Source organism: Thioclava atlantica (assembly GCF_000737065.1).
GTDB classification, from domain to species: Bacteria; Pseudomonadota; Alphaproteobacteria; order Rhodobacterales; family Rhodobacteraceae; genus Thioclava; species Thioclava atlantica.
In genome coordinates this window covers 82,640-101,763 of record NZ_AQRC01000001.1, presented here as the reverse complement: position 1 = coordinate 101,763, position 19,124 = coordinate 82,640, and the positions used below count along the sequence as shown (strand labels likewise).

Annotated in this window: 16 protein-coding genes; 4 read left to right on the top strand and 12 right to left on the bottom strand. The window is 65.3% G+C overall.

Annotated features, from left to right (window positions below; genetic code table 11):
* The first annotated feature begins 118 nt into the window (after positions 1-118).
* Entirely contained in the window at positions 119-1,954 is a 1,836-nt protein-coding gene (ilvD, locus tag DW2_RS00430) for a dihydroxy-acid dehydratase (protein WP_038142467.1), read from the top strand.
* A 54-nt stretch (positions 1,955-2,008) separates the two neighbouring features.
* Here ilvD and DW2_RS00425 read toward each other — a convergent pair whose 3' ends face one another.
* The 12 genes from DW2_RS00425 to DW2_RS00370 form a co-directional block, all read right to left on the bottom strand.
* The gene (locus tag DW2_RS00425) at positions 2,009-2,848 is read right to left on the bottom strand and encodes a fructosamine kinase family protein (protein ID WP_337588228.1); all 840 of its coding nucleotides are present in this window, start codon (positions 2,846-2,848) and stop codon (positions 2,009-2,011) included.
* 543 nt (positions 2,849-3,391) lie between these two features.
* Complete coding sequence (locus tag DW2_RS00420) at positions 3,392-3,577, bottom strand: PLDc N-terminal domain-containing protein (RefSeq protein ID WP_038142465.1); 186 nt, start codon at positions 3,575-3,577, stop codon at positions 3,392-3,394.
* Between the two features lie 151 nt (positions 3,578-3,728).
* Positions 3,729-5,696, bottom strand: coding sequence for a bifunctional 2',3'-cyclic-nucleotide 2'-phosphodiesterase/3'-nucleotidase (locus DW2_RS00415; RefSeq protein ID WP_038142464.1), 1,968 nt, complete (start codon positions 5,694-5,696; stop codon positions 3,729-3,731).
* 150 nt (positions 5,697-5,846) lie between these two features.
* On the bottom strand, positions 5,847-6,860 hold the full coding sequence (locus DW2_RS00410) for an ABC transporter ATP-binding protein (protein WP_038142462.1): 1,014 nt from the start codon (positions 6,858-6,860) through the stop codon (positions 5,847-5,849).
* Positions 6,857-7,825 (bottom strand): oligopeptide/dipeptide ABC transporter ATP-binding protein, encoded by a 969-nt coding sequence (locus DW2_RS00405; protein ID WP_038142459.1) that lies wholly within the window; start codon positions 7,823-7,825, stop codon positions 6,857-6,859. The genes DW2_RS00410 and DW2_RS00405 overlap by 4 nt, the downstream gene beginning before the upstream one ends.
* Position 7,826: 1 nt before the next feature.
* Positions 7,827-8,729 (bottom strand): ABC transporter permease, encoded by a 903-nt coding sequence (locus DW2_RS00400; RefSeq protein WP_038142458.1) that lies wholly within the window; start codon positions 8,727-8,729, stop codon positions 7,827-7,829.
* A gap of 22 nt (positions 8,730-8,751) precedes the next feature.
* Positions 8,752-9,675 (bottom strand): oligopeptide ABC transporter permease OppB, encoded by a 924-nt coding sequence (oppB, locus tag DW2_RS00395; protein ID WP_038142457.1) that lies wholly within the window; start codon positions 9,673-9,675, stop codon positions 8,752-8,754.
* A 66-nt stretch (positions 9,676-9,741) separates the two neighbouring features.
* The gene (locus DW2_RS00390; RefSeq protein WP_038143308.1) at positions 9,742-11,325 is read right to left on the bottom strand and encodes a peptide ABC transporter substrate-binding protein; all 1,584 of its coding nucleotides are present in this window, start codon (positions 11,323-11,325) and stop codon (positions 9,742-9,744) included.
* Between the two features lie 321 nt (positions 11,326-11,646).
* Positions 11,647-12,378: an alpha/beta hydrolase family protein gene (locus DW2_RS00385; protein ID WP_038142455.1), complete on the bottom strand. Its 732-nt coding sequence runs from the start codon at positions 12,376-12,378 to the stop codon at positions 11,647-11,649.
* 162 nt (positions 12,379-12,540) lie between these two features.
* Positions 12,541-14,715, bottom strand: a complete 2,175-nt coding sequence (katG, locus tag DW2_RS00380; RefSeq protein ID WP_038142453.1) for a catalase/peroxidase HPI — start codon at positions 14,713-14,715, stop codon at positions 12,541-12,543.
* Positions 14,716-15,117: 402 nt separating this feature from the next.
* Positions 15,118-15,741: a cytochrome b/b6 domain-containing protein gene (locus DW2_RS00375; RefSeq protein ID WP_038142452.1), complete on the bottom strand. Its 624-nt coding sequence runs from the start codon at positions 15,739-15,741 to the stop codon at positions 15,118-15,120.
* Entirely contained in the window at positions 15,741-16,208 is a 468-nt protein-coding gene (locus DW2_RS00370; RefSeq protein ID WP_038142449.1) for a PepSY domain-containing protein, read from the bottom strand. Before DW2_RS00370 ends, DW2_RS00375 begins: the two co-directional genes overlap by 1 nt.
* Before the next feature lie 115 nt (positions 16,209-16,323).
* Between DW2_RS00370 and DW2_RS00365 the strand changes: the two genes are divergently transcribed.
* The 3 genes from DW2_RS00365 to DW2_RS00355 are packed head-to-tail and all read left to right on the top strand — an operon-like array spanning position 16,324 to position 18,673.
* On the top strand, positions 16,324-16,668 hold the full coding sequence (locus DW2_RS00365) for a PepSY domain-containing protein (protein WP_038142448.1): 345 nt from the start codon (positions 16,324-16,326) through the stop codon (positions 16,666-16,668).
* A complete protein-coding gene (locus DW2_RS00360; protein ID WP_038142447.1) occupies positions 16,668-17,333 on the top strand; it encodes a response regulator transcription factor in 666 nt (221 codons plus the stop codon). The genes DW2_RS00365 and DW2_RS00360 overlap by 1 nt, the downstream gene beginning before the upstream one ends.
* Complete coding sequence (locus DW2_RS00355) at positions 17,330-18,673, top strand: sensor histidine kinase (RefSeq protein WP_038142445.1); 1,344 nt, start codon at positions 17,330-17,332, stop codon at positions 18,671-18,673. Before DW2_RS00360 ends, DW2_RS00355 begins: the two co-directional genes overlap by 4 nt.
* The last annotated feature ends 451 nt before the right edge of the window (positions 18,674-19,124 follow it).

Genomic DNA, 19,124 nt, shown 5'->3' with positions numbered 1-19,124 from the left:
GGACGGAAGCCCGCTTTGTCCGGGCTCACCCCCTGTTCTTCCCTTTCGCCATGTTATATTGAGTCTCGCGACAGGAAATTGCCCGGATCACCCCGGGCGCGACAGAAACGGAAATATAATGGCCTTTTATCGTTCCCGCAGATCCACCCATGGCCGCAACATGGCTGGCGCGCGCGGCCTCTGGCGCGCCACCGGCATGACCGACGAGGATTTCGGCAAACCGATCATCGCGGTGGTCAATTCGTTCACGCAATTCGTCCCCGGTCACGTCCACCTCAAGGACCTGGGCCAGATGGTCGCGCGTGAAATCGAGAAGGCGGGCGGGGTCGCCAAGGAATTCAACACCATCGCCGTCGATGACGGGATCGCGATGGGGCATGACGGGATGCTCTATTCGCTGCCCTCGCGCGAGGTGATCGCGGATTCGGTGGAATACATGGTCAACGCGCATTGCGCCGATGCGATGGTCTGCATCTCGAACTGCGACAAGATCACACCCGGCATGATGATGGCGGCGATGCGCCTCAACATCCCGGTCATCTTCGTCTCGGGCGGACCGATGGAAGCGGGCAAGATCAGCCCCGACGTGATCGACCACGACCTCGACCTGGTCGATGCGATGGTGGTCGCGGCGGATGAGAAATACACGGACGAGCAGGTGCTCGAGATCGAGAAAGCCGCCTGCCCGACCTGCGGCTCGTGCTCGGGCATGTTCACCGCGAACTCGATGAACTGTCTGGCCGAGGCACTGGGGCTCGCGCTGCCGGGCAACGGCTCGATGCTGGCCACCCATGCCGACCGCAAGGAGCTGTTCCTCGAAGCCGGGCGCAAGATCGTCGAGATCACGCGCCGCCATTACGAACTGGAAGACAAGGGTCTGTTGCCGCGCGAGATCGCGACGTATCAAGCTTTCGAAAATGCGATGAGCCTCGATATCGCGATGGGCGGCTCGACCAACACGGTGCTGCACCTGCTGGCGATCGCCTATGAGGGCAAGGTCGATTTCACGATGGAGGATATCGACCGGCTCAGCCGCAAGGTGCCGGTGCTGTGCAAGGTCGCGCCCGCCAAGCAGGACGTTCACATGGAAGACGTCCACCGCGCGGGCGGCATCATGGGGATCCTCGGCGAAATGAACCGCGCCGGGCTGATCCATCCGGACGTGCGCACCGTCCATACCGAGACGATGGGCGAGGCGCTCGCCAAATGGGATGTGATGGTCGCCAATGACGACCGCGTCGACGAGTTCTATCGCGCGGCGCCGGGCGGAGTGCGCACCACGCAGGCGTTTTCCACCCAGAACCGCTACACGGATGTCGACCGCGACCGCAAGGCGGGTGTGATCCGCGAGGCCGACCACGCCTTCTCGAAGGATGGCGGTCTGGCGGTTCTTTACGGCAACATCGCCGAGGCGGGCTGCATCGTGAAGACCGCCGGCGTCGACGACTCGATCCTGAAATTCACCGGCACCGCGAAAGTGTTCGAGAGCCAGGACGATGCGGTCTCGGGCATCCTGACCGGCAAGGTGGTCGAGGGCGAGGTGGTCATCATCCGCTACGAGGGGCCGCGCGGCGGGCCGGGGATGCAGGAGATGCTCTACCCGACCTCGTATCTGAAATCGAAGGGGCTGGGCGCGAAATGCGCATTGCTCACCGATGGCCGCTTCTCGGGCGGCACCTCGGGCCTGTCGATCGGGCATGTCAGCCCGGAGGCCGAGGAAGGCGGGCTGATCGGCCTCGTCGAGACCGGCGACATCATCGAGATCGACATCCCGAACCGCACGATCAATCTGGCGGTGGACGAGGCCACGCTGGCCGCACGCCGCGAGGCGAAAGGCCCGCTGCCGTGGAAGCCCGCGCAGCCGCGCAAGCGCCAGGTTTCGACCGCGCTCAAGGCCTATGCGTTGCTGGCCTCCTCGGCGGCCAAGGGTGGCGTGCGTATCCTGCCGGAGTGATCCCGCGCCGAACCGAATGCAGACGGCCGTCCCCCGGGGCGGCCGTTTCGCATCTCAGGCTCCGAGACGGTTCAGCAGCCCCGCGAGCATTCCGTGATAGCCCGCACCGAACAGCCGCACATGCACCAGCGCGGGCCAGAGCTGGTAGACTGCGCGGCGTTCCTCCCAGCCGGGCTCGAGCGCTCCGTAGGCCTGCTTGAAGGAGGGTCCGGGCGCACCGAAGAGGTGCAGCATCGCGAGGTCGACCTCTGCGTCGCCGTAATAGCAGGCCGGGTCGATCAGCCCGCTCAGACGGCCCTGCGAGGCGAGCACGTTGCCCACCCAGAGATCCCCGTGAAGGAGCGCGGGAAAGGGTCGGTCGGGCAAGCGGTCGCGCAGATCAGCCGCAACGCGCTCGACGCGATGCGCGAGACCCGAGGGCAAAGCCGGGAGCGAAGGTCGCAACCGCCGCTCCGCCCAGAAATCCGGCCAGCTCGCGAGCGGTGCATTCGGGATCGCGACGGACCCGAAGGCGTAATCCTCGGCCCAGCCATAGGGCGCGACCTCCCCCGCCCCGGGCGCGGAGTGAAGGGCGCGCAACATCGTGCCGAGTTCCGCCCAACCCGAGCCCGCGAGGCCTCCGCCCTCCGCGAGCCGTTCGAGCACCAGAATCCGCTCGGAGACCGCCAGCACCCGCGGGACAGGCGCGCCCGCCCCGGACAGTGCCTGCAACATCGCCCCCTCGATGCGCGGAAATGGTCCGCCCTTGGCGACCACCTCCCGCCCGTCGGTCAGGCTCAGAGAGACGACCGGGCTGAGATCGCCTCCCGCCAGAACCTGGGCGCGAATGACGCTCTCGCCCAGCAGAACCGCCGCATCCTGCACAAGGTTGTCCGTGGCTTCACTGGAAATCACGGCAGCTCACCCGACCATCACGATCTCGTGCACACACTTCAAAGCGACGACCAATCCTCTAGCATCTGCATTGAGAAAAGAGAGTGACGTTGCGGCGTTTTGCCCTCAAGTGGTTTTTATGGTTGCGTCGGAGGGGCCCATTCGCCCAAATGCGACCCACCGGCGGCTCCGGGACGCACGATACACAGAAAGAGGCCGCCCAAAAGTTTTCCGCGACACTTTTTAAAGATCCTTTCTGATCTTCTTGCCCTGCGGCTTCGGTCGGGGTGCATGAGAATCCCGGCGGAGATTCCCCACACAAGTCTCCGTCGGGCAGCAGCCGCCGCAACCCCTTTGCGGCGGCTGCGACCTTTTCGAGGGGCCCGCGCGCCCCGGGCTATGCCGCGCAGGGGCAAGAGCACTCTGACGGCCCCGGCTCAAGACCTCCTCAGAGGCCGCCGCGTCCGGCCCCACGCGCCAGAAGCCCCCCTATGCGAAACGGCGGGGCCGGTCGTGACCAGCCCCGCCGCTTTCGCGCGTTTCTTAGTGTTCTGCCGGATCAGCTCAGACCGCGGCCCGGTTGCCCTTCGGCCCGGCAATCAGCCAGATGATGAAGCCGAGCAGCGGCAGGATCACGATCAGCAGGATCCAGAGAACCTTCGAGCCGGTGGACGCGCCCGAGCTCAGGATCGACACGATGGCCCAGATATCGAGAATGAGGACGACGAGGCCCCCGATCATGCTCAACATGGCTTATCTCCTTTCCACAAGAGGTTGGAAAGGCAACCCGCTGGCCCGGCTCGCGGTTCCCTGAACACGCCCGGTCAAGCCGATGTGATCGGGAATGCCGTCGCGAAAAGGGAGCGCCTGAGGCGCCCCCTTTCCAGATGCTCCAGCTTCTTCAGAGCGTGATCCGGTAGCGGGCAAAGCCCCCTTCGCCCCCCTCGGCCGGCTCGATCTTGAGCCCGCGCGCGCGGATATCATCGAGATAGGCCTGCGCCTTCGGCCCGGTCTCGAAGAGCACCGTGGCCCCGCCCGCGGGCGCAAAGCTCCAGTTCGCATCCGCCTTCGGATTGATCGTGCCCTCCTGATGGATGTAGCGCACGATGATGTCGCGGTTGGTGTCGGGGGCCTGATAGATCACGGTCGAGCCGTCCGCACCGGGGAAATGGCCGCCACCCGAGGCGCGATAGTTGTTCGTCGCGACCACGAACTCGGCCTCGGGGTCCACCGGTTTGCCCTGATAGCTCAGGTTCACGATCCGGTTCGCGCCCGCATCGACGACCTCTCCGTCCTTGTCGAATTTCGAGGGCTGAGTGACGTCGATCTGGTAGGTGACCCCGTCGATCACGTCGAAATTGTAGGACGGGAAATCGGGATTGAGCAGAAGCGCGTCCTGCGCGCCCGGCTCGATCCGGTTGAACATGCCGGCCGAGCGCTCGAGCCAGTCCTTCACCTGCGCCCCCGTCACCTTCACCACCTGAAGCGTGTTCGGGTAGAGATAGAGATCGGCGACATTCTTGATCGCGACCGGCCCCTCGGGGACATCGGTGAAATAGTCCGGACCGCCGCGCCCGCCCGCCTTGAACGGTGCCGCTGCCGAGAGAAGCGGCAACTCGCCCTCGGGCGTGCCCTTGAGCAGGTCCTTCACATACCACATCTGCGCGTTCGAGACGATCTGCACCGACGGGTCGTCGGCCACCAGCGCGAAATAGGAATAGAGCGGCGCCGAGGTCTCGCCCACCTTCGCGCGCACATAGGTCAGCGTCTCCTCATGCACCTGATCGGAGCTGTGCAGAACGGGCGCGAAATCATCGGTCAGCGCGGTGACCGAACGGTCCGCGCCGCGCTTGAAGATCGGGCGGATCTCGCTCGCATGGGCGGCGATCTTCCACGCCCCGCCATCCTGCTCCAGCATCAGGTCGATCAGGCCCATATGGTTGCCCCAGAACCCGGCCTGCACCGCGGGCTTGCCCTGCAGCGTGCCCTTCTCGTTGTCGATGCCGGGGCCTTCGAAATCCGTGCCGGGGAAGTTGCGGTGCTGGTGCCCGGTGATCACCACGTCGATGCCCTCGACCCCCGCGAGGTAGAGCGCGGCGTTCTCCATCCCGTCGCTCTGGGTTCCCGCGTCGATGCCCGTATGGGCGAGCGCGACGACCAGATCGGCCCCCTCCTCGCGGATCTGCGGAACCCAGGCGCGGGCCGCCTCGACGATGTCGCGGGTGTTGTAATTGCCCTCCAGATGCGCGCGGTCCCATTGCATGATCTGCGGCGGCACGAACCCGATCACGCCCACGCGGATCGGCATCTTGTTCCCGGCCCCGTCGGTCAGGTCGCGATCGAGGATCAGGTAGGGCGGCAGGTAAAGCTCGTCCTCGCGGGGGCTTGCGCCGAGCTTGTGGGCGAAGTTGGCGCAGACCAGCGGGAAGTTGGCGCGCGCGTTCACCTTGCCGAGGAAATCCATCCCGTAATTGAACTCGTGGTTGCCGAGCGTTCCGCAATCGTAGCCCAGCACGTTCATCGCTCCGATGACCGGGTGCGTGTCGCCCTCCTTCATCCCCTTCGAATAGGCGATGTAGTCGGCCATCGGATTGCCCTGCATGTAATCGCCATTGTCGAAGGTCATCGTGTTGGCGGCTTCCGCCCGCACGCCCTCGATCAACTCGGCCGTGCGCGACAGGCCGACCGTCTCCACCGGCTTGTCGGCGTAATAGTCATAGGGACGGATATGGCAGTGGATATCGGTGGTGCAGAGCAGGCGCAGATGGGCCTGACCGGCGGCAGCGCGCGCGGTGAACGGATGCACCATCACCAGCCCGCCGGCAGCGGTCGTGGTCAGAAGGAAGTGGCGACGGGAAATCAGCGACATCTGGGAATACCTCCGGAAAATCTGGCTCTCGGTCGGAGCGCATTATCCCGGAAGAGTAACAGTGCTTTGACCATCCGGACAAACGTCCCGACGTCACCCGTTACAAATCGGCGTGAACGGGCGGCGCATGACCGCCCGCAGCCGGTTTTCTCAGCGCTCCGCGAGCACCGCCTGCACCTCCGGCGCGGGGCCGGGATGGTGACAATGGACCTCGCGCCCCTCTACCGTCGCGGTCGGCGGCTCGGAGGCGCAGATCTCGCTCGCGCGTGGGCAGCGCGTGCGCAGCGGGCAGCCCGAGGGCGGGTTCAGCGGGCTCGGCAGATCCCCCTCGAGCGCGATCAGCTTCTTCGAGCGCTCGACCTCCGGATCGGGGATCGGCACCGCCGACAGGAGCGCCTGCGTATAGGGATGCTGGGGCGCGGTGAACAGCCGCTCGGTCGGCCCCGCCTCCATCATCCGGCCAAGATAGAGCACCATCACCTCGTCGCAGACATGGCGCACCACGCTCAGGTCATGGGCGATGAAGATGATCGTGAGCCCGAGATCGCGGCGCAGGTCTTCGAGCAGCGCGATCACCTGCGCCTGGATCGACACGTCGAGCGCCGAGACCGGCTCATCGCAGATCAGCAGCTTCGGCTCGACCACCAGCGCGCGGGCGATCCCGATACGCTGGCACTGCCCGCCCGAGAACTCGTGCGGGTAGCGGTTGATCTGGTTCGGCAGCAGGCCGACCTTCTCCATCACCTGGCGCACCTTCTCGCGGCGCTCCTTGCGGCCCATCTTCGGGCGGTGCGTGCGCAGCGGTTCGGCGATGATCTCGCCCACGGTCATGCGCGGGTCGAGCGAGGCGAGCGGATCCTGGAAGATCATCTGGATGTCGGAGCGGTATTTCAGCATCTGCCGCGGCGAGAGTTCGAGCAGATCCGTCTCTCCCTGCCAGATCACCTGCCCCTCGGCGGGCAGCATCTGGATCAGCGCGCGCGCCAGCGTGGACTTGCCGCAACCGGACTCACCCACGATCCCCAGCGTCTTGCCTTCTTCCAGGGCAAAGGACACGCCATTGACCGCGCGCAGCCGGGGCGGCGTGCTCCAGGGCAGGTCGGAGGCGCGGCGGATGTCGAAGGTGACCCGGAGGTCGCGGGCCTCGATCAGCGGAGCACTCATGCGGCGACCTCCTCGATGGCGCGGTGGCAGGCACGGGCGCGCCCCTCGGCGAAACCGGTCAGGGGTGGCATCTGCCTTGCGCAGATCTCCTCGACGAAATCGCAGCGCGGGCAGAAGGGGCAGCCCGTCGGCATCCCGGTCATGTTCGGCGGATTGCCCCGGATCGGGGTCATCGCGCGATCCGTATCGAGCCGCGGCAGCGCCCCCAGAAGCCCCTTGGTATAGGGATGCGTCGGTTGCGCGAAGAGCGGATCGACCGGCGCCTCTTCCATGACCTGGCCGCCATACATGACGATGGCGCGTTCGCAGAACCCCGCGACAACGCCGAGATCATGGGTGATGAGGACGGTGGCCATCCCGAGTTCGCGGCGCAATTCGCCCAGAAGATCCATGATCTGCGCCTGCACCGTCACGTCGAGCGCGGTGGTGGGCTCGTCCGCGATCAGCACGTCGGGCTTGCACAGAAGGGCCATCGCGATCATCACGCGCTGACGCATGCCGCCCGAGAATTCATGCGGGAAGAGCCGCACACGGTTCTTCGCATCCGGGATCTTCACCGCGTCGAGCATCCGCACGGCTTCGGCGATCGCGTCGCGTTTGCTCAGCCCCTTGTGCAGCGTGAGAACCTCGGCCATCTGATCCGAGATCCGCATATAGGGGTTGAGCGCGGTCATCGGGTCCTGAAAGACCATCGCGATGCGCTCGGAGCGGATCTTGTTCAGCTCGGCATCGGGCAGGTTGAGGATCTCTCGTCCGTCGAATTTCACCGAGCCCGAGGCGCGCCCGTTCGCCGCCAGAAGCCCCAGGATCGAGAAGCTCAGCTGCGACTTGCCCGAGCCGGATTCGCCCACGATCCCGAGGGCCTCGCCCCGCTCGAGCGCGAAGGAGACGCCGTTCACCGCGTGGATCTCACCTTCGGGCGTGTCGAAACGCACGTTGATGTCGTTGACTTCCAGCAATGCCATATCAGCGCTCCTTCGGGTCGAGCGCGTCACGCAGCCCGTCCCCTACGAAATAGAAACCGAACAGGGTGATGACGAAGAAGAAGAGCGGGAAGGCAAGCTGCCACAGCGTGCCGTAGCTCATCGTCCCCGCCCCTTCCGAGATCAGCGCCCCGAGCGAGGTCTGCGGCTCCTGCACCCCGAGACCGAGGAAGGAGATGAAGCTCTCGGTCAGGATCATCAGCGGCACCAGCAGCGTCGCGAAGACCACCACGACGCCCACGAGGTTGGGCAGGATGTGGCGGCGGATGATCGTCGGCGCAGGCACGCCGATCGCGCGCGCGGCCTCGACATATTCGCGGTTCTTGAGCGTGAGCGTCTGGCCCCGCACGATCCGTGCCATCTCGAGCCACGAGATCAGGCCGACGCCGACGAAGAGCATCCCGATCGAGCGGCCATACATCACCAGCAGCAGGATCAGCACGAACATGTAGGGGATGGCGAGCAGGATATCGACGAGCCGCATCATGATGCCGTCGACGCGCCCCCCGAAATAGCCCGAAATCGCGCCATAGACCGTTCCGACCGACACTGCGATCAGAGTGCCGATCACCCCCACCAGCAGCGAGATCTGCGTGCCCTGCACGGTGCGCGCGAAGAGGTCGCGCCCCAGATCGTCGGCCCCGAAATAATGCCCGTTCGCGAAGGAGGGCCCGGAGGCCGCCGCATCGCCCATCACGTTGTAGTCGATATCGGAATTGTTCCACGCCGCGACCCAGTTGCCGAACAGCGCGAAAGCCACGACGAAGATCAGCAGCCCCATCCCGAAGATCGCGGCCTTGTTGCGGAAGAACCGGCGTCGGGCATCGGCCCAGAGCGAGCGGCCCGCGACATCCTCGCGGCTCGTTGCCTCGGCGAGCGAGGCCATTTTCGTTTCATCTATGACCATGTCAGTACCGGATCTTCGGGTCGATCCATCCGTAGATGATATCGACGACAAGGTTGAACAGGATGGTGAGCGTGCCCAGCAGGATCGTCACCCCCATCATCACCGCGTAGTCGCGGTTGAGCGCACTATCGACGAAGCTCTTCCCGATCCCTCCGGTGGTGAAATACACGTCCACGATCACCGAGCCGGTGATCATCGAGACGAAGGCCGGCCCGAGATAGGAAATCACCGGCAGGAGCGCCGGGCGCAACGCGTGGCGCATGATGATCTTGCGCTTGGGGAGCCCCTTCGCGCGCGCGGTGCGGATATGGTTCGAGCTGAGCACCTCGAGCATGGAGGAGCGCGTGATCCGCGCGATCGAGGCCATGTAGGAGGTCGAGAGCGCGATCACCGGCATGATCCAGAAGCGCGGGTCGTCGAAGCTCCAGCCGCCGCCGGGCAGCCAGTGCAGCGACAGCGTGAAGATCAGCACGAGGATCGGCGCCATCACGAAGTTCGGCAGCACCTGCGCGCCGATCGAGATCCCGACCGCGAGGTAGTCGAGCCAGGAATTGCGCTTGATCGCGGCGGTCACACCGAGGGTGACCCCGACCAGGACCGCGGCGATGAAGCTCAGAAACCCGTAGGTGAGCGTGACCGGGAAGCCCTGCGAGATGATGTCATTCACCGAGCGGTCCTTGTAGACGAAGGACGGCCCGAAATCGAAATGCGCGACGACGCCCCAGAGATAGGTCGCGATCTGCTTCCAAAGCGGCTGATCGAGCCCGTATTTCGCATTGAGGTTGGCCAGAACCTCGGGCGGGACGGCACGTTCGGCGGTGAACGGCCCGCCCGGAGCCACGTGCATCAGAACGAAACTCGCGATGATGAGCACGAGCAGCGTCGGAATGGCCACGGCCAGACGCTTCAGAATATAGACGATCATTGGAGAACCCCGAAATGGCTCGGGCGGGCCGATCGTGCAGCCCGCCCGAAGTTCTGACGCAAGGCTTTATTCGGCCGTGCGATACATGTTCTTGGCGTACCAGTTCAACTCCACGTTCTCGAAGGGATAGCCCTTGATATGCGAGTTGAGCAGCATCGGCAGCGAGTAGTGGTAGACCGGCGCGAGCGGCATCTGCTCGGCCAGGATTTGCTCGGCCTTGGTGTAGTCCGCCTGCGGATCGGCCGCGGTCTTGCTGTCTTTCAGCAGCGCGTCATAGGCCGGGTCCTTCCACTCGCCCACGTCCTGATCCGACCACGAGGTCAGCACGTCGAGATAGGTCGAGGGTTCGTTGTAATCCGCACACCAGCCGTAGCGCGAGATGTCGAAATCGTGCTGCTGCTGTTTCTCGAGATAGACCTTCCACTCGAAGTTCTCGAGGGTGACCTCGACGCCGAGCGCCTTCCAGAACTGCTGCACCGCGATCGCGATCTTCTTGTGATCCGACGAGGTGTTGTACATCAGGCGCAGCTTGAGCGGGTGATCGGGCCCGTATCCGGCTTCTTTCAGAAGCTCCTTGGCTTTTGCCATACGCTCCTGCTCGGACCATTGGGAATAGTCGGTCTTGGGCATGGTGAAGCCCGCAGTCGCGTAATGGGTCCAGCTATAGGCCGGGGTCTGGCCGCCCTTGAGGATCTTGTCCACGATAATGTCGCGGTTGATCGCATAGGACAGGGCCTTGCGCACGCGCACGTCCTTGAGCGCTTCGGGACCGTTGTCACCCACGTTGAAGATGTAGGCATAGGAGCACGACCGCGGCGGGGCATGCGCCTGATCGGGATGCTCATCCTTCAGACGCGGATACTGACCGGCCGGGGTCTGCACGAAATCGAGCTCGCCCGCCTCGTAGCGCGTCAGCGCCTGGTTGAGATCGGTGATCGGGATGAATTTCAGATCGGTCAGCGTGGTGTTCGCCGCATCCCAATAGCTGTCGTTCTTCACCAGCTCGATGCTCTCGCCGATCTTCCACGACTTCAGCGTGTAGGCGCCGTTCGAGACGATATTCTCGGGCTTCGTCCAGTCGGACCCGAATTTCTCGACGACCTTTTCCGGGACCGGGAAGGTCGAGGAGTTCACCAGCATCTGACGGAAATAGGGGATCGGGGTCTCGAGCGAAACTTCCAGCGTCATGTCGTCGAGCGCCTTCACACCGAGATCGGTCACCGGCTTGTCGCCCGCGATCACGTCATGCGCGTTCTTGACCTGCATCAGCTCCATGTACCAGGCGTAGTCGGACGCGGTCTTCGGATCGGCCAGACGCTGCCAGGCATAGACGAAGTCCTGCGCGGTGACCGGATCGCCGTTCGACCATTTCGCGCCCTCGCGCAGGTGGAACGTGTAGGTCATCTTGTCGTCCGAGACGTCGAAGCTGGTCGCCAGCGCCGGGACGAGGTTGCCCTCGGCATCCTGATCGTAGAGCCCCTCGAACAACTGGTGAAGAACGTCGTTGCCGTCCTTCGAGGTGTTCAGGTCGGGATCGAGCGTCTTGAGATCGTCCTGCATCCAGTAGGTGAAGGTCTGGTTGGCGGCGAGCTTGGTGCCTTCGGGCACATGGCTCGACTGAGCGAGAACGGGTGCGGCGCTGCCCAGCATCAGGGCGAACGCGGAAATCGCAGCTATCGACTTCAAGGAATACCTCCGTGTTTTGGGGGTACGCTCCATCCCGAAGACAACTTTCAGGCGAGTGGAGCCCCCCTGTTTCTTGTTGGTACGACATCAAGAAAAACTTTGGGGATCGGCGCAAGACTGACGTTGCGGAGATCACATCCATGTGAGTCCGGATTGCGCGAAGACCTCGCGAAGCTTGCGGAAACTTGCGCGACGCCCCCACCCGGCGGAAACGAAATGACTTCGCGGCGGACGTTCGAACGTGGTGCCCCGGGAGGCCCGCCCGGCCGGAATCTTAGAACAATCTTAGAACCGGGCCGAAAACCGATGCCGCAGAATCCCTCCCGAGGACGCGGCGATCCGCAAGAGACGGCGACGATCGCCCTCGAACGCGGCCTCCACGAGCCCGGACAAAACGCCTCGGCGCTTGAGATGCGGCACGAGGTCCGAATGCCCCAGCGACGGGAAGATCAGGTGATCCGTTCCGGGCTTGCGCTCGAAACGCGACGCCTGCGCCAGATCGTCGCGCGCGCCGTGAAAGAGACAGGCCCAGCCCTGCCCCCGCCCCGGCAACGGAGCCGACGGCCATGCGAAATCGCGGATCTGCCCGGTCCAGCGGGACCAGCGTGTCTCCCCGGGAAAAATCGCGGGCATGACGGAATATTGCGGCGAGAAGGCCAGCACCGCGTCGACGGGAATGACCTGCGCCGCGGCGAGCGCGCAGAAGCCGCCCATCGACCCCCCGATCGTCGCGATCCGGCGCACGGGGGCGCGTGCCTCGACCCGCGCGAGCGCCCCGCGCAGGGCGGAGGCGAAACCGGGATCGTTGGCCCAGCTTCGGCTCGCATCCATGACGAAAAGCGCGCGTCGCGGCCCCGCCCCCGTTCCGCGCCCCGTTGCGGTCGCGACGAATTCCGGCGAGGGCGGACGGGACGGATCGTGCCCGATCGAGGAAAACGCGATCACGAGATCGCCGCCCTCCCCATCGACGAAATCCACCGAGAAAGGTGGGGCCTGCCAGATCCGCTCGAATTCCACGCGCCACCCGTTTCCTGACTTGCCCCCGCTCGGCGCCCGGCAGTCTAGCTTGCGCGCGCTTGCTGCTCCAGAAAGAGAAACGCCCCGCGGGCGCGTGGCCTGCGGGGCGATCCAGATTTCAGAGCGGAGGAGCCTTTCCCGCGCGGGAAAGGCCCGGCCCCATCACGCGATATCGAAACGATCCGCGTTCATGACCTTGGTCCAGGCGGACACGAAGTCGTTCACGAACTTCTCGGCATTGTCGTCCTGGGCATAGACCTCGGCATAGCTGCGCAGGATCGAGTTCGACCCGAAGACCAGATCGACCCGCGTCGCGGTCCATTTCACCGCGCCGGTCTTGCGGTCGCGGATCTCGTAGGTCCCGCTGCCGACCGGATGCCACGAATAGGCCATGTCGGTGAGGTTGACGAAGAAGTCGTTGGTCAGCGCCCCTTCACGATCGGTGAAGACACCATGCTTGGTCCCGCCGTGATTGGTCCCCAGCACCCGCATGCCGCCGAGCAAGACGGTCATCTCGGGCGCGGTCAGGCCCAGCAGCTGCGTGCGGTCGAGAAGCAGCTCCTCGGGGCTCACCACGTAGTCCTTCTTGAGCCAGTTGCGGTACCCGTCATGGATCGGCTCGAGCGGATCGAAGGACTCCGCGTCAGTCATCTCGTCGGTGGCGTCGCCGCGCCCCGGCGCGAAGGGCACCTCGATCTCGAAGCCGGCAGCCTTGGCGGCCTTCTCGATCCCGACATTGCCGGCCAGCACGATCGCGTCGGCCACGCTCGCCCCGGCTTCCGCCGCGAGCGGCTCGAGCACCGAGAGCACCTTCTGCAGGCGGCCGGGCTCATTGCCTTCCCAATCCTTCTGCGGTGCGAGACGGATCCGGGCGCCATTGGCGCCGCCGCGCATGTCCGAACCACGATAGGTGCGCGCGCTGTCCCATGCGGTCGCGACCATTTCCGAGATCGACAGGCCCGACTCGGCGATCTTCGCCTTGAGCGCGCCGATGCCGAAATCGGCGGGGCCGACCGGGACCGGGTCCTGCCAGATCAGATCCTCTTCGGGAACTTCCGGCCCGATATAGCGCACTTTCGGCCCCATGTCGCGGTGGGTCAGCTTGAACCAGGCGCGGGCGAAGGTATCCTTGAAATACTCCGGATCGGCCATGAATTTTTGGCAGATCGCGTTGTAGATCGGGTCGATCTTCATCGCCATGTCCGCATCGGTCATGATCGGGTTGTGACGGATCGAGGGATCGGTCGTGTCGACCGGCCTGTCCTCTTCCTTGATGTCGATCGGCTCCCACTGCCAGGCCCCCGCGGGCGACTTGCGCAACTCCCACTCATGGCCGAAGAGCATTTCGAAATAGCCCATGTCGAACTCGGTGGGCTTGGAGGTCCAGGCCCCTTCGATGCCCGAGGTCATGGCCTTGTTCGCCTGCCCGCCCATCGCGGGGTTCGCCCAGCCGAAGCCCTGCAGCTCGACATCCGCGGCTTCCGGCTCCGGGCCCAGAAGCGAGGCGTCGCCATTGCCGTGGGTCTTGCCGACGGTGTGGCCGCCAGCGGTCAGCGCCACGGTTTCCTCGTCGTTCATCGCCATGCGTGCGAAGGTCTCGCGCAGCTGCGCGGCGGTCTTCACCGGATCGGGATTGCCGTTGACGCCCTCGGGGTTGACGTAGATGAGGCCCATCTGCACAGCCGCGAGCGGGTTTTCCATCGTCGAAGGCTTGTCGACATCCTCGTAGCGCTCGTCGGAAGGTGCGAGCCACTCCTTCTCGGCGCCCCAATAGACATCCTTCTCCGGATGCCAGATATCCTCGCGCCCGAAGCCGAAGCCGAAGGTCTTGAGGCCCATGCTCTCATAGGCGACGTTGCCCGCGAGGATCATCAGATCGGCCCAGCTGACCTTGTTGCCGTATTTCTTCTTGAGCGGCCAGACCAGACGGCGCGCCTTGTCGAGGCTCGCATTGTCCGGCCAGCTGTTGAGCGGTGCGAAGCGCTGGTTGCCGGTGCCGCCGCCGCCACGACCATCGGCGAGACGGTAGGAGCCCGCCGCGTGCCAGGCCATGCGGATCATCAACCCGCCATAGTGACCCCAGTCGGCCGGCCACCATTCCTGGCTGTCATTCATCAGCGCACGCATGTCGCGCTTGAGCGCCTCGAAATCGAGCGTCTTCACCGCTTCGCGGTACGAGAAGCTCTCATCCATCGGGTTCGTCTTGGTGTCATGCTGGTGCAGGATGTCGAGATTGAGCGAATTCGGCCACCAATCGGTCGCGCTCTTGCCCGTCTCGGTATGCGAGCCATGCATCACCGGGCACTTGCCTGCGCCCTTCACGTCATTTCCGTCCATGTTCCCTCCAGCAAAGCTTGTGTCGGCATTCGGCACAGGTGGCACTCGCGCAGTATCGGCCCAGGTCCGGGGCCATGCAATGACCACGCGCACTGTTACGGGAGAGGAGGTATCAAACAAGACTTATAAAGTATAATTGCATTTTCTGAGTACATTTATAACTTTCCCCTATACTTCTCCCATTCCCCGGAAGCGATACGCACGGTCGCGCAGCGGCGATAGGTCGGACGCGTCAAGAAACTCAGTCCGATGACAGGTGAGAGGCCTGGGGTCTGGCGGCAGAGCGAACAGAGCACTCGAACCCGCCGCAGGGCGCGCGCAGGGTCCGGGCTCAAGATACGGAAAAACGTCGGGCGAGCCTCGGGGACGCGAAGGCTCGCCCGACACCTCGCGGTGCGGTCCTCAGGCTCGTTTACGGCCGGTGACCATCGCTCGCGCGAGGTTTTCGCGATGGGCGACGCTTGCAAGCAGAACGCCCCCGATATGGAAGATGACCAGCAAGAGGGTCAGGTTGGCCGCGACTTCGTGCACCTCTTCCCAGAGGCTCTCGCCGCGCTCCTCGCCATGTTCCTCTCCGTCGTCATCGTCGTAGACCGACATCTCCGCGGGAGCGGCCTCTTGCGCCGTGATGACCGCGCTCAGCGGCCCGCGCCCCTCCTCGGCCGCCAGAAGCGCCATGCCGGAAACCGCCGTGACGGAGAGCGACAGGAGCAGCGCGAGGACCATGAGCCCCCCGGCCGGGCTGTGCCCGATATGACGTTCGGCCTTTCCGCCGATCAGAGCGAACAGATAGCGGGTCGCGCGGATCGGCCCCGTCACGAAATCGGAGAAGCGGGCATGGCGCGGCCCGACGAGCCCCCACACGATCCGCAGCACGACGATTGCCGCCACGGTATACCCGGCCCAGACATGGAGCCATTCCGGCTCACCCTCGGTGAGGTAGGCGGTGGCGAATGCCGCCACCAGCCCCCAATGTCCGAACCGGACCAGCGGGTCCCATACCTTGATGGTCGCCGCCCCGGTCATCAGTCACGCTCCGAGCCGACGATCTTGCCCGAGATCGGATCGAGGCGCAGCTCGAACCGGCGACCGTCACGATCGAGCACGTCGGCTTCGTAGCCATAGCGCTCCATCTCGATCTTGCGGATCTGGTAGCCTTCCGCGCGCAGACCGTTCGCGACTTCGTCCATATTTTTCCACTGATCGCGGATCTGATAGGCCTCACCGGCGCGCTCGCGGTAGTCCGAGGGCGTGCCATATTCATAGTCGTCGTCACGCTCGTCGTCGCGGTATTCGTAACGGTACTCGTTCGTCACGCGCTCCTGCGCCTGGACCGGGGTGGTCGTGCGCTGCTGGGGCAACAGAACCTGCCCGGATTGCGCGCCACCTGCGGCGGCACCCTTGCCGGCGGGACCCTGCGCCTGGGCGGCGCCGAGCGCGAAGAAACCGACGGCGAGCGAAAGAGCGCTGGTGAAGAGGATAGTGCGTTTCATTGTGATCTCCTGCGATCAAGGATGGGCGGGTTTGCCCGGATGAGACAGGAATGGCATGTTCGTGCTGACGCGGGCTGTCAGGGTTCTGTCAGCTTGCATAAACTAGAAAGGCCGCATGAAAACGCTCGTCACGATCCTTCTCGTCCTGCTCGCCAGCCCCGCCTTCGCCGAACGTGCGGGCGGCGGCTCTGCGGGCCATGGCGGCGGCTCGGATCACGACCGGGCGCGCAGCGCGGTCGAGCGCGAGGAAATCCTGCCGCTCTCGCGGATCGTCCCCGGCCTGCAGCAAAGATATGGCGGGCGGGTGATCAAGCTCGAGCTCGAAACCGAAGACGGCCGCTATCTCTACGAGCTCAAGCTCATCACTCCGCAGGGGCGGATCATCGAGGTCGAGGTTGACGCCGCGACCGGTTTGCCGATTGGTGAAACCGGGGAAGGTGAACGCGACGAGGACGACTGATGCGCGTGTTGGCGGTCGAGGACGACGAGAGGATCGCGGCGGATCTCAAGACCGCCCTCGAAGCGGCCGGGTTTCGCGTCGAGACCTGTTCGGACGGGCTGGACGCCTGGTTTCTCGGCGACACCGAGGAGTATGACCTCGTAATTCTCGATCTCGGCCTGCCGCGTATGGATGGCCTGAGCATCCTCAAGAAATGGCGCGCCAATGATCGCGAGATGCCGGTTCTCGTGCTCACCGCCCGCGGCGCCTGGACCGAGCGCGTCGAGGGGATCGACGCCGGGGCGGACGACTACCTGCCCAAACCGTTTCGCATGGAGGAGCTCGTGGCACGGGCGCGGGCCTTGATCCGCCGCTCGGCGGGACGTGCATCCGCAAGCCAGAGCGTGGGCGAGCTGACCCTCGACGCCAACCGGATGAGCGTCTCGCTGCGCGGCATGCCACTCGCGACGACCGCGCTCGAATTCCGGCTGCTGTCCTATCTGATGCTGCATCGCGACCGGGTCGTGCCCCCGACCGAACTTCTCGAACATCTCTACGGCGACGACGAGTCCCGCGAGGCCAATGCGCTCGAGGCGCTGATCGCGCGCCTGCGCCGCAAGCTCGGCCCCGGGATCATCGGCACCCGCCGCGGTTTCGGCTATTTCCTCGAAGGCGGTGCCGCGTGAGGCGGCTGTCGCTGCGGCTGCGGCTGGCGCTGGCAGGCGCGATCGCGGTCGTGGTGGCGCTGGCGATCGCCTCCACCGCCCTGATCGCCCTCTTCGCGGCCCATGTGCAGCGCCGGGCCGAAGCCGAACTCTCGGTCCAGCTCGATCAGGTCGTGGCGGGGCTGGCGCGCGACCCCGATGGCGCGCTGGTCTTGCAGAACCCGCCCGCGGACCCGCGCTTCGATCAGCCGCTGAGCGGGCTCTACTGGCAGATCGCGGCCGGTGACACGCTCCTGCGCTCGCGCTCGCTATGGGACTATGTCCTGCCGCTCCCTTCCGACGAGTTGCCCGACGGCCAGATCCACATCCACCACCTGCCCGACGAAACCGGCGGCACGCTCCTGACCCTCGAGCGCAGCGTGACGCTTCCGCCCTCCCTGGGCCGCACGCAGGTGCGCGCCGCGGTCGCGCTCACCACTGCCGATCTCGATCAGGCGCGCAGCGATTTCACGAAAGACCTCCTGCCCTATAACGCGATTCTCGCCGTCGCCCTGATCGTGGCGGGTTGGGTTCAGCTCTTTTTCGGCCTTCGCCCGCTCGCCGCGCTCGGCAAGCGGGTCCTCGCGGTGCGCTCGGGCGGCCAGCGACGGCTCGGCGCGGATTTCCCGAAGGAGGTTCTGCCGCTTGCCACCGAGGTCGATGCCCTGATCGACGCGCGCGAGACCGAGCTCGAGCGCGCACGCCGCCGCGCGGCCGACCTCGCGCACGGGTTCAAGACACCGCTTCAGGCTCTCATGGGCGAGGCGGACCGCCTGCGCAAACGCGGCAAGAACGACGCGGCCCGGGCCATCGAGGAGATCGCCGAGGCCATGCGCCGCCATGTCGACCGGGAATTGACGCGCTCGCGGCTTGCGGGACGCGCCACCACCGCCGCGACGCCGGTCGGAACGGTGGTCGAGCGGATCGTCTCGGTCGTCAGCCGAACGCCGCAGGGCGACGCGTTGGACTGGAGAACCGAGGTTCCGGAAGCGCTGAGCGTCGCGGTCGACCCCAACGATCTCGCCGAAGCCCTGGGCGCGCTGATCGAGAATGCGAGCCGTCATGCCAGAACCCGGGTCACGATCCGCGCGTTTGACCCGGAGGGGACGGTCGCAATCGAGGTGCGCGACGACGGCCCCGGCATCGCAAAGGACCGCATCGAGGAGCTGCGCCAACGCGGGGCGCGCGCCGACGAGAGCGGACACGGGCTGGGCCTCGCCATCTGCGCCGAAATCGCCGAGGCGGTGGGCGGAGAACTGATGATCGAGAATGCGGCCCCGGGACTGCGCGCCACGCTCCGCCTCCCCCGCGCACCCCGATGACGCCCTGCATGCCTGACGCTCCGGGTCCCCGGCACGTTCCGCAAGCGGGAAGGCCGCGATATCACCGGGTGGAATAGCTGTCCGCGTCGCCGGAGAGGCCCAAAAGGAAAACTCTGCGAATCTCATTGGGAATATCCTGTCGCGGATCGTCGGTTGTTTCCCAGACTTGCTCCTGCCAAGAGCTGACCGAAGCGCCCGTCGGCATGGGTGCCGCCTCGATCTCGCGCTTGCGGAGATGTCGAAGCTTGCACGGATCATTTCGACGAATTGGTTCCGCGCGCAAACGCCGGACCATGCATTGCGATGGCGGGCCGCCCCCTGAAGCGGATGATCGCGCGCCATTTCTTTGCCTATGGCCTCTCGTGACCCGGCCTGGCGCGGCGCGTTGGAAAACAAGAACGAGGGACGCGAAAGGGGCCGCAATTGCGGCCCCTGTCTTGCGCATCGGGCG

What these genes read in the sequence shown, in the direction of transcription:
- DW2_RS00390 (WP_038143308.1), bottom strand. Translation starts at nt 11,325, where the DNA reads ATGCTGGGCAGCGCCGCACCCGTTCTCGCTCAGTCGAGCCATGTGCCC.
- ilvD (WP_038142467.1), top strand. Translation starts at nt 119, where the DNA reads ATGGCCTTTTATCGTTCCCGCAGATCCACCCATGGCCGCAACATGGCT.
- DW2_RS00410 (WP_038142462.1), bottom strand. Translation starts at nt 6,860, where the DNA reads ATGAGTGCTCCGCTGATCGAGGCCCGCGACCTCCGGGTCACCTTCGAC.
- DW2_RS00420 (WP_038142465.1), bottom strand. Translation starts at nt 3,577, where the DNA reads ATGTTGAGCATGATCGGGGGCCTCGTCGTCCTCATTCTCGATATCTGG.
- katG (WP_038142453.1), bottom strand. Translation starts at nt 14,715, where the DNA reads ATGGACGGAAATGACGTGAAGGGCGCAGGCAAGTGCCCGGTGATGCAT.
- DW2_RS00415 (WP_038142464.1), bottom strand. Translation starts at nt 5,696, where the DNA reads ATGTCGCTGATTTCCCGTCGCCACTTCCTTCTGACCACGACCGCTGCC.
- DW2_RS00375 (WP_038142452.1), bottom strand. Translation starts at nt 15,741, where the DNA reads ATGACCGGGGCGGCGACCATCAAGGTATGGGACCCGCTGGTCCGGTTC.
- DW2_RS00365 (WP_038142448.1), top strand. Translation starts at nt 16,324, where the DNA reads ATGAAAACGCTCGTCACGATCCTTCTCGTCCTGCTCGCCAGCCCCGCC.
- DW2_RS00400 (WP_038142458.1), bottom strand. Translation starts at nt 8,729, where the DNA reads ATGGCCTCGCTCGCCGAGGCAACGAGCCGCGAGGATGTCGCGGGCCGC.
- DW2_RS00360 (WP_038142447.1), top strand. Translation starts at nt 16,668, where the DNA reads ATGCGCGTGTTGGCGGTCGAGGACGACGAGAGGATCGCGGCGGATCTC.
- DW2_RS00405 (WP_038142459.1), bottom strand. Translation starts at nt 7,825, where the DNA reads ATGGCATTGCTGGAAGTCAACGACATCAACGTGCGTTTCGACACGCCC.
- oppB (WP_038142457.1), bottom strand. Translation starts at nt 9,675, where the DNA reads ATGATCGTCTATATTCTGAAGCGTCTGGCCGTGGCCATTCCGACGCTG.
- DW2_RS00370 (WP_038142449.1), bottom strand. Translation starts at nt 16,208, where the DNA reads ATGAAACGCACTATCCTCTTCACCAGCGCTCTTTCGCTCGCCGTCGGT.